Origin of the sequence: Secundilactobacillus yichangensis, from assembly GCF_016861565.1 — a bacterium.
Classification (GTDB): Bacteria; Bacillota; Bacilli; order Lactobacillales; family Lactobacillaceae; genus Secundilactobacillus; species Secundilactobacillus yichangensis.
In genome coordinates this window covers 1-12,303 of record NZ_BOLK01000003.1, presented here as the reverse complement: position 1 = coordinate 12,303, position 12,303 = coordinate 1, and the positions used below count along the sequence as shown (strand labels likewise).

Sequence of the window (12,303 nt, the reverse complement as noted above, 5' to 3'; positions counted from 1 at the left end):
ATATTTGTAAACTATAATCTGTGTGGAGAAACCAATAGAATAGGAGGTTGACAATTCTGGCTATTAAAGAAACAGAGGCGTTCTTTAAGGTTCTCGATGAATCCAGCGAGTTACTTAAAGATGCGCTCTCAACGTCTTATTTAGACGCCTTTATTGAATCCGGTGATAATCTGATCGACGGACACGTTCAGGTCGAGGATGGCCGGCCGGATGAAAAGGTTGTTCAGCAGCTTCAGGGCCTTTATAATTCTGTCGATCGCAGCCGATTGAATCCCGAAACCGTACGTCAAGGCATTCAGTTATCAATGCTTAAAGCCATGCGCGAAGATGATATTCAGGGGAACCATCAAATGACCCCTGACAGCATTGGTATGGTTATGGGATATATCGTTATTCGACTGGTCGAAAAACAAAATCAGCTGACAATTCTTGATCCGGCTGTTGGTACCGCCAATTTATTGACAACGATTATCAATCAGCTGAAGGATGCGACTCACGAAAAAGTGGCTGCCATTGGGATCGATAACGATGAGTCATTGCTTTCGGTCGCAGATATCAGCACGACTTTGCAGCAGGCCTCAGTCACCTTGATGCACCAAGATGCCCTAGGTGAACTGCAGATTCCGGAAGCTGATTTGGTTGTTTCCGATTTGCCGATTGGTTATTATCCACTGGATGAAAAAGTGACAACGTTCAAGACACATGCCCAGTCAGGCCATTCTTACGTCCACCATTTATTGTTGGAACAAGCAATGCGCTTCGTTAAACCGGGTGGTTACGGTGTCTTTTTAGTTCCAAGTCAGTTGTTTTCAACCCCGGAGTCAAAGAGGCTCTTGTCTTGGCTTCAAGACGCGGCTTATTTGCAGGGTTTATTAGCTTTACCAAAGGATTTATTTACAGCTAAGCAGTCAGCAAAATCAATTTTGCTGCTGCAGCGGCATGGTGAAGGTGTTAAACAAGCAGATAAGGTGATGATTGGCGAATTTCCGTCATTCAAGGATCAAACTGCGTTTTCAAAGTTCATTGCAGAAATAGTTGACTGGGAACTTAATGACTTACTAAAGCGTTAGCATAAGGAGATTATGATATGGGAAAAACACTTGCCGTCAATGCAGGGAGCTCAACATTAAAGTTTAAATTATTCGAAGTGCCTTCAGAAAAGGTCATCACCAGCGGTGTGATCGAACGGATCGGGTTGAAAGACTCAATCGTTACCATCAAGTATGGTCATGGTAACAAGTTTGAGAACACTCAAGACGTTGATACTCATGAACAAGCGATTCATCTGATGCTTGAAAAGCTGATTGATTTGCACATCATTTCAGACTATAACGAAATTACTGGGGTCGGTCACCGGGTCGTTGCTGGTGGTGAATTCTTTACCGATTCAGTTCTCGTTGATGATGAAGTTTTGAAGAAGATCGAAGACTTAGCTGAATATGCACCATTGCATAACCCTGCTGAAGCCATGGGTATCCGGGCATTCAGAAAGATTTTGCCAGATGTACCTAACGTGGCTGTTTTCGATACTTCATTCCACACAACGATGCCGCAGACTAATTACATGTACGCCATTCCTTACAAATACTACAAGAAGTATGGTGCTCGTAAGTATGGTGCCCATGGTACTAGCCACCGTTACGTTGCTGGCCGGGCTGCTGCAATGCTTGGCAAGCCTTTGGCAGACCTTAAACTGATCACCATGCACATTGGTGCCGGTGCTTCAATTACTGCCGTTAAGAATGGCAAGTCATACGATACTTCCATGGGCTTCACGCCTTTGGCAGGGATCATGATGGCAACCCGTTCAGGTGATATTGATGCTTCATTGGTTAGTTTCTTGATGGAAAAATTAAAGATCAAGGATCCTAACGATATGATTGAAATCTTGAACAAGAAGTCTGGTTTACTGGGTGTTTCTGAATATTCAGCTGACATGCGCGACCTGGAAAAAGTTCAGGGTAAAAACAAGCAGGCTCACCTTGCCCGTGACATGTATATCAACCGGATTGTTGGCTATGTTGGTAAATACATTGCCGAAATGAATGGTGTTGACGCGATTGTCTTTACGGCCGGTGTTGGTGAAAACGATATTCCTATTCGCCAAGAAGTAGCTGACAAGTTGAGCTACTTCGGCATTGCCGTTGACCCAGAAAAGAACAATATTCGCGGCGTAGAACGCGATTTATCAACTGCGGATGCAAAGGTCAAGACACTGTTGATCCCAACGGATGAAGAGTTGATGATCGTTCGCGATGTTGAACGCTTAGCTAAATAAGTTTAATTTAATCACCATGAGGGCTTGATTCGTTTGTGAATCAGGCCCTTTTTTGAATTAATTTGGGTCGTGCATATACTTTTCTTCAACCAAAAATTGAGAACGTGCATTTTGTTCATTTAAAGGTGAACAATCATCATGAAAGTAATCATGACGATAATACCGCACTTTAACGTATACTAATCAACGAGAATTTTGGGCTTGAACTTAACGGGACGCTAATTCGGTCATTTTGTCGTGTATAATTGACTTCCATGAAGGAGTGACGATTTTATGGCAAAAGCAAAACCCGCTGAACAGCGGTCTGGAGGATTAAAGAACCGGCACGTGCAGATGATTGCACTGGGCGGCACGATTGGTACCGGGCTGTTTTTAGGCTCCGGTCAATCGATTCACCTTACAGGACCCTCAATTTTACTGGCATACTTAATTGCTGGTATCGCGTGCTTTTTACTGATGCGAGCACTTGGAGAATTATTATTATCCGATATCAGTGCCCACTCTTTCATTGATTTTATTAAGAAATATTTGGGCGAACGGTGGAGCTTCGTTACTGGCTGGACGTACTGGGTTTGTTGGCTCAGCATTGCCATGGCTGATCTGACGGCATCGGGTCTGTACATGAAGTTTTGGTACCCGCATTTGCCGCAGTGGGTTACCGGTTTAACGATCCTGCTGATCTTAGTTTTGATCAATGCGGTAACCGTTCAGGCTTTCGGTGAAACTGAGTTTTGGTTTGCGATTGTTAAAGTGGCCGCTATCATTGCCCTGATTGCTATCGGGGTGGTGCTGGTGATTATGCAGTTCAAAACGCCGGCGGGTCATGCTTCAGTCTTGAATTTAACGGATGGTCACTTTTTTGCTCACGGTGCGAAGGGCTTCTTCCTGTCATTTCAAATGGTGATCTTCGGCTTTATCGGTATTGAAATGGTGGGGATGACCGCCTCCGAAACCAGTGATCCCAAAACAATCATTCCTAAAGCAATCAACGAAATCCCCATGCGGGTGATTCTTTTCTACTTGGGGTCGCTGACAGCCCTCATGTGCATTTATCCCTGGCACTACTATTCACCGGCTCAGAGTCCGTTTGTAGAAGTTTTCGCTGCCATTGGCATCAAGTCTGCGGCGGCCATTATTAACTTTGTTGTGTTGACTGCCGCTGCCTCTGCCTGCAACAGCGCGCTGTTTACCACTGGACGAATGTTATTTTCACTTTCCTACGGCGGTCAGACCAAGCTGTCCAAAAGGTTAAGTAAATTGTCTCGGTCACAAGTACCGGTTAATGCGTTGCTATTTTCAGCGCTGATCATTGCGGTTGTGGTTTTATTGAATTTCTTCATTCCAGGGAAAGTTTTCACTTTAATTTCCAGTATTGCAACGACCTGTTTCTTGTTCATCTGGGGTTCAATTATCCTGGCGCACATTAAGTACAAACGGGCGGTGGCTGGTCAGCCGGAAAAGCAGGTCAAGTTTAAAATGCCGCTATCACCATACTCGGACTATTTTGTCCTGCTTTTTTTGACCATGGTTTGCGTGATCTTGGTATTCCGGTTTGAAACGCTGGTGGCATTGATTGGTTCCGTGATTTGGCTGTTTGGTCTTTGGCTGTTTAAGTCTGGTGTCGACCGTACAGAAGCTAAAAGATTCAGAAATGTAAGTGATTTTAATAAGTAAGTTTTGTAAAGGTCGGGGACTATTCTTCCCGGCTTTTTAATTTGGCTTGAGGACGGTGTAAATCAGTCCGGTTGCTTTCCTATCCAAGGGGTATCATGGTAAACTAAAGTAGTGATGTATTTTTTATTGGATTAATTTTTGAACGAAGAAGGGGTAAGCGTGCAACTGTATTTCACCGCTGATACACATTTTTTTCATAAGGATCTACTCGGTAATTCTGACTTTGCGCCCAGACCATTTAAATCGGTGGAAGAGATGAACCAAACAATCATTGACCACTGGAACGCTCGGGTGACGCCAGAAGATACTGTGTATCACTTGGGTGATATTGCACTGTACTTTATTCGACCAGAAAAGGCAGCTCAAGCGGCCGTTTTGGATGTATTGAACCAGTTAAACGGTCATTTAGTACTTATCAAGGGTAATCATGATAATCGCGCGTTGTTTAAATACCTGGCGCAGCATAATTACACCTATGGCGGGAAACCGAAATTTGAATTTCACGACGTGGGAGCAATCATCAAAGTCAATCATCGGCAGTACTATATGACCCATTACCCAATGATGATGGGAATCGTGAAGCAGATCATCAATCTACACGGTCACATTCACCATTATTCGGTGAACATTAAAGAAGATATTAACGTGGGTGTTGATACACCCGAAACTGATTATTTAAAGCATAAACCACCTTTTGGTACGCCATTTTCCATGGCTGAAATCGAAGAAATGGTGGCCGGCAAGTACAACGATTTTCAGAAGAGAAGATAGGACGGAGCTGCGGCATGACTGAGAAAATTACGATTTTACACACCAATGACTTGCATTCGCACTTTGAAAATTGGCCGAAGATTCGTCGCTACCTGATTGAAGAACGGCAGCGGTATAAAGCTGCTGGACACGAAGTGCTGACCTTTGATATTGGCGATGCCATGGACCGTGCTCACCCGCTGACCGAAGCGACTAATGGGCAGGCTAACGTTACCCTGATGAATCAGATTCATTACGACGGGGTCACCATCGGCAATAATGAAGGTTTGGGGAACTCGCGGGAGCAGCTGGTTCATATGTATGATCACGCAAATTTTGACGTGATTCTTGGTAATATTTTGAATACACCAAAGAAAACTCAGCCTAAGTGGGCCCTGCCGGCCAAGCTGATTACCACTAAGGCGGGTACCCGAGTTCTGGTGCTGGGCTTAACGGCACCGTATACCTTAACTTATCCGCTGCTTGGGTGGCAGCCGATTTCAGTCGAACGGATGCTGCCGTATTTATTGAAACAGTATGAAGGGCAGTACGATTGCAGTATTTTGCTGTCGCACCTTGGCCTGGACGTCGACCGCTCGATTGCCAAGCGGTTTCCTGAAGTCGATGTCGTTCTCGGTGCCCACACACATCACTTGTTATCCCATGGTGAATATGATCAAACCACACTGTTAGGCGCGGCCGGCAAATATGGGGAGTACGTGGGTACCATTCAATTGGAGCTGACGGATCACCGGATTGTAAAGTCGTCAGCTTCCGTTGTTAAAACGGCTAATTTGCAGGCAGCCACCAGTGATCTGCAGGAAGTTGAAGGTTACGAAGAACGGGGAGAGCAGCTTTTGGATGAACGAAAAGTGGCGGATCTCCCAGTGGCGATGGAAAAGAATTGGCAGGGGTACTCACGGCTGGTCAGCGAAGGACTGGCCGCTCTTGAAGACTACGCTGGTACGAATGCTGCCATTTTGAACGGCGGTTTATTCTTGCGGGATCTGCCAGCCGGCATCATTTCACGTAGTCATTTGCACGATATGCTGCCCCATGCCATGCACGTGATGAAAGTAACGTTAAACGGCTATGATCTGTGGCGGCTGATTCATGAAATGGAAAAGAACCGCCAGTTTTTGTCCCGTTTTCCAATCAAGGGAATGGGGTTCCGCGGTAAGGTCTTCGGTTCATTGAATTATTCCGGAATCACGTACAATAAACATGATGGTTCAGTACGTTTTCGTGGCGAGTCTCTATCGCCGCTGCGGACGTATACTGTGGCCATGCCGGACCACTATTTATTCATCCCGTTTTTTCCAACGATTTCGATTGTCGGGCAAAATGAAATTATGTATGGTAAGCTTTTAAGAACAGTTTATGGCGACTATCTCGCCAAACAATATCCGATTAGAAAGGAGGAAGATCATGGATAAAAAAGCCTTACAAACTTTAATTGATGATGCACGTGCCAGTCGTGAACCGGGTGGGGTTATCGTGGCAGTTGATGAAACCCATTATCAAATCAATGAACATCCGTACGAACTCATGGTTAACTACCGTGATGCTTTTGACCGGGTTGAATTGAGCGACCGGTTCAACACCTATTTTTCCCGCTACGATTATCTCGTAGGGGACTGGGGCTTTGGCCAGCTGCGGTTGCGCGGTTTTTATGATGATAAGCGCAACGTCGCTGGTGAACTTAAAATCAGTGCTTTGCAAGACTATCTGGATGAAGCCTGCAATACCGGCTGCCCGTACTTTGTGATGCATAACGAGGACGCTAAAGTCGTTATGCCTAAACGAAGTTCCAGACAGCGTGAAAGCAGTCACCGTTCGAACCGGAATCAAAATAACGGTGCTAAGCAGCAAAACCGTAACCATTCTGGTAACCGAAATAAGAATGCACAGCCGGCTGAACGCAAGTCTGAACGGCCTAATGCCAGCAAGCGGTCACACGCTAGGCACACTAACCGACCGTCTAACAATGGCCAGCAGAAAGCCTACACGGTTGAAAAGGTCAAGCCAGTCAAAAAGACACCGGTTAGTCAGCGCCACGGCACCGTAAAAACGGTTGGTCACAGTCAGCACCGTAAATTTACGATTCGGGAGAAAAAGGATTAGTGTTGTGGTCTAAACGGAGCTGATAACAAAGGGGGGGGCCTGCCATGGGAACCAAGTCGATTATGTTTCAAGGAACGGCTTCGGATTCAGGTAAAAGCTGGGTGGCAGCTGGGCTGTGCCGAGTATTACGAAATCGTGGGTTGAAGGTTGCCCCATTTAAGTCGCAAAATATTGCATTAAATTCGTACATTACCGTCGATGGCAAGGAAATGGGGCGGTCTCAGGCCGTCCAAGCTGAAGCTGCCGGCGTTACACCAGATGTTCGGATGAACCCGTTATTGCTGAAACCATCCACTGAGCGGGACACTCAGGTCGTCTATATGGGTAAAGTGTTAGCCGATATGGATGCTGAAGAATATGGTGCCCGAAAGCCCGTCTTACGTCAGCGAATCCTTGAGACTTATCAATCACTGGCAGCGGAAAATGATGTGATGGTCCTTGAAGGTGCCGGTAGTCCCGCTGAGATCAACTCGGATACTAAGGGACTGGTCAACATGGGAATGGCTGAAATGGCGGACGCGCCAGTGGTGTTAGTTGCCGATATTGATAAGGGTGGCGTGTACGCTTCAATCTACGGGACGATCAAATTATTGCCCAAAGAGGATCAAAAGCGGTTCAAGGGAATTATCATCAATAAGTTTCGCGGTGATGCTTCTCAGTTGGCTTCCGGTAACCGTAAAATTGAAGAGTTGACGGGGGTCCCGGTTATTGGCGTTGTTCCAATGACGGATGTGGACTTGGACGAAGAAGATAGTGTGGCTCTACAGCGGCAGTCACGGGTCAAAGATGAATCTAAAGACTTAGACATCGCAGTGCTGGCCTTACAGAAGATTGCTAACTTTACCGATTTTCACAGTTTGGCGATTCAGCCAGATGTGTCGTTGCGTTACGTGGCCACACCAGCGGATTTAGGGCGCCCGGACGTTTTAATTTTGCCAGGCAGTAAGAATACTAATGAAGATTTGACTTATTTGAAGACCCATCATTTTGTGGAAGAAATTCAGGCACTGCATGCGCAAAAGACTCAGATCATTGGCATCTGCGGTGGGTATCAGTTATTAGGGAAACGGCTAGCCGATCCTGAGCACGTCGAGTCTGAAATGACGGTGCAAGATGGGCTGGGTCTATTAGATGTGGCAACGACTTTTACCGGTGAAAAGACCACCACGCAGGCCGTTGCCAAACACGGTCATACTGAACTCCGTGGTTATGAGATTCACATGGGTGAAACGACCTTGGGCCCAGGTGCGAAATCTTTTGCAACGATTGTTGAAAATAATGGTCAACCCGAAAAACGTTTAGATGGTGCAGTTAATCCGGATGGCAGTGTCTGGGGAACCTATTTACATGGGATCTTCGATAATACGGCTTGGACGCGGCAGCTGCTGGACCGTTTACGGGTTGCAAAAGGGCTTCAGCCGTTACGCTTAGTGGGCAAACCCATGTCAGCTTACCGTGAAGAACAGTACGAAAAGCTTGCTAACGTGATTGAAGACAATGTAGACATGGCAAAAATCGACCAAATCATAGCGGCTTCTGATACGGATTATTAAGTGTAAAAATTTATTATTTGAGAAAAAGAGGATTAGTGTTTAATGCAAAAACAGTATGATGGCTACTTTATCGATCTGGATGGGACAGTTTATGCCGGTAAACGGCGTATCCCGGCCGCAAAACGTTTTGTGGAACGGCTGCAAAAGGCGAACAAGGACTTTTTATTCGTCACAAATAATACCACCAAGCTGCCTGTTGACGTGGTCGACAATTTAGCGACTAATCATGATATTCGCGTTCAGCCCGCCAACGTGTACACTGCGGGGTTAGCAACTGCTGACTACGTAGCTAGTATTGCTGAGGAGGGACAGAACCGGGTTTATATCATTGGCGAAATTGGACTCATTCAAGCTTTTTTGGACAAGGGCTTCGAACTGAATGAACGGCATCCCGACTTCGTGGTTGTCGGCCTTGATTCGGATGTGACCTACCATAAGTTTGAACTAGCAACGCTAGCTATCCGCGCGGGTGCAAAATTCATTGGTACCAACCCAGATTCTAATATTCCTAACGAACGGGGGATGCTTCCTGGAGCGGGGTCACTGGTAGAAATGGTGGCTTATACGACTCAGCAGCGACCGATTATTATCGGTAAACCAGAGACCATTATTATGGCCAATGCGTTGAAGCAGATTGGTCTTGAGAAGTCACAAGTGGTGATGGTCGGCGATAATTACAAGACTGACATTACTGCTGGTATCCGGTTCGGTGTTGATACGCTTTTAGTTTATACAGGGTTGTCGACCCGTGAGCAAGTGGCACGGGAAAAGATCGCACCCACATATGAAATTGATAGTTTAGATGAATGGTCGGTTGCAGATGACTAGGGAACGAATTAAAGTAACACTACAATGGATAGCACTATTCTTAGCTATTATTTCACTGGTGATCTTTTTGACGATCAATAGTGTGTGGCTGTATTGGCTAAACGTTAAATTGGGTCATTTATCAAAAATTGTTCAGGTATCAACTAGTCGAATCGTCCAAAATTACCTGCAATTACTGGGGTATTTGCAGTTGCCATGGGTAACGAAACTGGACATGATGGATTTTCCAACTTCGCCAAGTGGTCTTCAGCACTTTATCGATGTTAAGCACTTATTCCTGTTGAATAATGGCGTTTTGATCGTGACGATTTGGCCGGCAGTTCATTTTCTGAAGACACTATCAGTGAAGAAGATGCTTTGGAAGCTGATTCGGCCGTTTCAGACTGCAGCTATCGTACCCGTATTGGCGGCGTTGCTGATGCTGGTGAATTTTAACCAGTTTTTCATTGATTTCCATAAGGTTCTTTTTCGTAATTCTGACTGGTTATTCGATCCCCGATTCGATCCGGTAATCCTTGTCTTGCCGGAAACCTTCTTTTCACAGTGTTTCTTATTAGCCTTTGGTTTGTTTGAACTCATTATGCTGTGGGGAGTTTGGCGCGGCAAACGCACTTTTTTAGACAAATAAAAACTCTAGCGTGGTTACATAACCGGCTAGAGTTTTTTTGTATGCTTCAATTAATCTTTGCTGACTTGACCGCGGCTTTTAAGTAAGCCGACAAAAGCTGGGATCATTGATACGACGATGATGCCAAGCACAACCAGTGAAAAGTGGGCTTTAACGAAGTCAATGTTACCAAAGAAGTAACCACCGCCGCAGCACAGTAATACCCAAGTAACACACGCGGGGATATTATAGCGCAGAAATGAGCGGTACTCATAATCGGAAGTTGCGGCAACAAAAGGCACGAAGGTTCGAATGATTGGCATAAACCGTGCTAAGAAAATGGCAATTTTACCGTGCCGTTCAAAGAATTTTCTGGCGGATGCTAAGTTTTCTTCTTTTATAAAACGACTAAAGAATGGGTGATGAGTGATTGCGATACCCGCCCGACGCCCAATAAAGAAATTGGTTGAATCACCGCCAATGGAAGCTAGCAGAAAAATGACGGCAAACAAACCAATACTGAGGTGGTAGTCTGGGTTAGCTGCTAACGCAGCAGCAGCGAAGAGAAGTGAATCACCTGGTAGGAACGGCAGGATTACCGCACCGGTTTCAATGAAAATAATCAGGAAGAGAACGCCGTATGACCAGCCACCAAAAGTGGTAACGATGTTAACCATGTGACTGTCAATGTGAAGTACGAAATCAATCAATTGGCCCATAAGGTTAGAAGGTTTCCTTTCAAAATTTAAGTTGCTGACATTGTATCAGAGAATACTGATGGGTAAAAGTCCATTCGAGTGGATTTAATTGAATCGTAACTTTGAAAAGAGGTTAAAACCTGGGTAAATAGGTATTCCAGTGTTTGGGCTGCTATCAGAAATTAGTGAAGCAATGTGTTACAATTTCATATGAATTAATCAGTGTGTCAGCTAGTAGTGTTCAAGGCCTTTATTGAACGTTGCCATAGCGTGAGACTTGCTTTTAGCTGTATTTCATGGATAATAGATATGAAAGAAAACTTGGAGGTTATTAATGTGAACTATCCACAGTTACAACCCGATAAGGCTGACGGCCCCCGGGCTACCATCCATTCATCAATGGGTGATGTTGTGATTCAATTGTTCCCAGAACAAGCGCCTAAAGCGGTTGAAAACTTTGTGACGCTCGCTAAGAACAAGTACTATGATGAAGTTATTTTTCACCGTGTGATTAATGACTTCATGATTCAGGGCGGTGATCCCACGGGTACCGGTATGGGCGGCTCAAGTATTTGGGATGAACCATTTGAAGACGAGTTTTCAAAAGAACTCTATAATCTTCGCGGTGCTGTTTCAATGGCCAACAGCGGTCCTAACACTAATGGCAGTCAGTTCTTCATTGTTCAAAATCAGCATATGTCTGAACAGCTGACCCAGCAAATGAAGGACGCCCATTTTCCCGAAGAAATCGTTAAAGCCTATCAAAAGGGTGGAACACCTTGGTTAGACTTTAGACATACTGTTTTCGGTCAAGTAGTAAAAGGAATGGACGTTGTGGATCAAATGGCAACGGTGAAAACGGATGAGTCCGACAAACCATTGGAAGATATCGTGATCGAATCAGTCGCTATTGATGATTAGGTTGGATTGAACGGAGCTTGGGGTGTGTTGGCCTCAAGCTTTTTATTTTAAATTTTTAATTTCTATAGAAGAAAGGAGTCCTGATCGATGCGCATTGGCGATCGTGTTCATGGCACAGTAACTGGGATTCAGCCTTACGGTGCTTTTGTTAATCTTGGTAATGACGTGCAGGGGTTAATTCATATTTCAGAGTGTCATTATGGATTTGTCAAAGACATTCATGATTATCTGTCGGTTGGCGATGAGATTGACGTTGTCGTACTGGACATTGATGAATTTACCGGTAAGATTTCTCTCTCATTGAGATGCATGGAAGAACCTCAGGTACCGCTTGCTCCGGTACCCCCTCAAAATGAGGATCATCATAAGCATTATTGGACGAGTCGAAACGTTCACGAGGGTTTTAAACCAATCCAAAAAAGACGACAGGCTTGGGCTCAAGAAGCACTAAGGGAATTTGTTGCAAAATAATTCAATTAATTTTTTATTTGTCCTTGACCATGTCGCTAATAGCTGGTATTATTTTATCTGTTGTCAAAGAGCACAATATTAATTATGTGAATGAATATCCAACTATTTAATATTCAATCGCTCTTAGATTCGACCCGGTATTAATAATTTAGTCGTTAATGTGAATGAATAAAGATTCAAAAAAACGTTGACATTAATTTGCAAGTTAGTTATACTAATTGAGTCGAGTTATTCTGTAGACCTTTGAAAAATGAACAAAGTTTTGTTTCACAAATGTGCAGGGTATATCAGTTTCGGCTGATATCAAATGTAATTTGCGAAGTCAATTTCGCTAGTAATATTAATGAGTCACAAACAATCATAAATTGAGAGTTTGATCCTGGCTCAGGACGAACGCTG

General features: G+C 44.6%; 12 protein-coding genes. 11 read left to right on the top strand and 1 reads right to left on the bottom strand.

Features of this window, described 5'->3' with window-relative positions; all coding sequences use genetic code 11:
- Positions 1–47: 47 nt before the first annotated feature.
- The 9 genes from JUE95_RS03270 (at position 48) to JUE95_RS03230 (ending at position 9,835) form a co-directional block, all read left to right on the top strand.
- Complete coding sequence (locus JUE95_RS03270; RefSeq protein ID WP_308440886.1) at positions 48–1,070, top strand: class I SAM-dependent methyltransferase; 1,023 nt, start codon at positions 48–50, stop codon at positions 1,068–1,070.
- Between the two features lie 17 nt (positions 1,071–1,087).
- Positions 1,088–2,278, top strand: coding sequence for an acetate/propionate family kinase (locus JUE95_RS03265; RefSeq protein WP_203649155.1), 1,191 nt, complete (start codon positions 1,088–1,090; stop codon positions 2,276–2,278).
- Between the two features lie 273 nt (positions 2,279–2,551).
- Positions 2,552–3,952, top strand: coding sequence for an amino acid permease (locus JUE95_RS03260; protein ID WP_203649153.1), 1,401 nt, complete (start codon positions 2,552–2,554; stop codon positions 3,950–3,952).
- 159 nt (positions 3,953–4,111) lie between these two features.
- Positions 4,112–4,723, top strand: coding sequence for a metallophosphoesterase family protein (locus tag JUE95_RS03255; protein WP_235995152.1), 612 nt, complete (start codon positions 4,112–4,114; stop codon positions 4,721–4,723).
- A gap of 14 nt (positions 4,724–4,737) precedes the next feature.
- The gene (locus tag JUE95_RS03250; protein WP_203649151.1) at positions 4,738–6,138 is read left to right on the top strand and encodes a bifunctional metallophosphatase/5'-nucleotidase; all 1,401 of its coding nucleotides are present in this window, start codon (positions 4,738–4,740) and stop codon (positions 6,136–6,138) included.
- Positions 6,131–6,826: a YutD family protein gene (locus JUE95_RS03245; protein ID WP_203649149.1), complete on the top strand. Its 696-nt coding sequence runs from the start codon at positions 6,131–6,133 to the stop codon at positions 6,824–6,826. Before JUE95_RS03250 ends, JUE95_RS03245 begins: the two co-directional genes overlap by 8 nt.
- A gap of 44 nt (positions 6,827–6,870) precedes the next feature.
- On the top strand, positions 6,871–8,379 hold the full coding sequence (locus tag JUE95_RS03240) for a cobyric acid synthase (RefSeq protein WP_203649147.1): 1,509 nt from the start codon (positions 6,871–6,873) through the stop codon (positions 8,377–8,379).
- Between the two features lie 42 nt (positions 8,380–8,421).
- The gene (locus JUE95_RS03235; RefSeq protein ID WP_203649145.1) at positions 8,422–9,207 is read left to right on the top strand and encodes a TIGR01457 family HAD-type hydrolase; all 786 of its coding nucleotides are present in this window, start codon (positions 8,422–8,424) and stop codon (positions 9,205–9,207) included.
- Between the two features lie 7 nt (positions 9,208–9,214).
- Positions 9,215–9,835: a TIGR01906 family membrane protein gene (locus JUE95_RS03230; RefSeq protein WP_203649466.1), complete on the top strand. Its 621-nt coding sequence runs from the start codon at positions 9,215–9,217 to the stop codon at positions 9,833–9,835.
- A gap of 50 nt (positions 9,836–9,885) precedes the next feature.
- Here JUE95_RS03230 and JUE95_RS03225 read toward each other — a convergent pair whose 3' ends face one another.
- Positions 9,886–10,533, bottom strand: coding sequence for a VTT domain-containing protein (locus JUE95_RS03225; RefSeq protein ID WP_203649143.1), 648 nt, complete (start codon positions 10,531–10,533; stop codon positions 9,886–9,888).
- 315 nt (positions 10,534–10,848) lie between these two features.
- Here JUE95_RS03225 and JUE95_RS03220 point away from each other — a divergent pair, with 315 nt between their 5' ends.
- Complete coding sequence (locus JUE95_RS03220; protein WP_373305661.1) at positions 10,849–11,433, top strand: peptidylprolyl isomerase; 585 nt, start codon at positions 10,849–10,851, stop codon at positions 11,431–11,433.
- 87 nt (positions 11,434–11,520) lie between these two features.
- A complete protein-coding gene (locus tag JUE95_RS03215; protein WP_203649139.1) occupies positions 11,521–11,904 on the top strand; it encodes a CvfD/Ygs/GSP13 family RNA-binding post-transcriptional regulator in 384 nt (127 codons plus the stop codon).
- Positions 11,905–12,303: the final 399 nt, after the last annotated feature.

Coding starts and splice junctions, on each gene's coding strand:
- JUE95_RS03265 (WP_203649155.1), top strand. CDS start 1,088: ATGGGAAAAACACTTGCCGTCAATGCAGGGAGCTCAACATTAAAGTTT.
- JUE95_RS03250 (WP_203649151.1), top strand. CDS start 4,738: ATGACTGAGAAAATTACGATTTTACACACCAATGACTTGCATTCGCAC.
- JUE95_RS03215 (WP_203649139.1), top strand. CDS start 11,521: ATGCGCATTGGCGATCGTGTTCATGGCACAGTAACTGGGATTCAGCCT.
- JUE95_RS03225 (WP_203649143.1), bottom strand. CDS start 10,533: ATGGGCCAATTGATTGATTTCGTACTTCACATTGACAGTCACATGGTT.
- JUE95_RS03260 (WP_203649153.1), top strand. CDS start 2,552: ATGGCAAAAGCAAAACCCGCTGAACAGCGGTCTGGAGGATTAAAGAAC.
- JUE95_RS03240 (WP_203649147.1), top strand. CDS start 6,871: ATGGGAACCAAGTCGATTATGTTTCAAGGAACGGCTTCGGATTCAGGT.
- JUE95_RS03245 (WP_203649149.1), top strand. CDS start 6,131: ATGGATAAAAAAGCCTTACAAACTTTAATTGATGATGCACGTGCCAGT.
- JUE95_RS03235 (WP_203649145.1), top strand. CDS start 8,422: ATGCAAAAACAGTATGATGGCTACTTTATCGATCTGGATGGGACAGTT.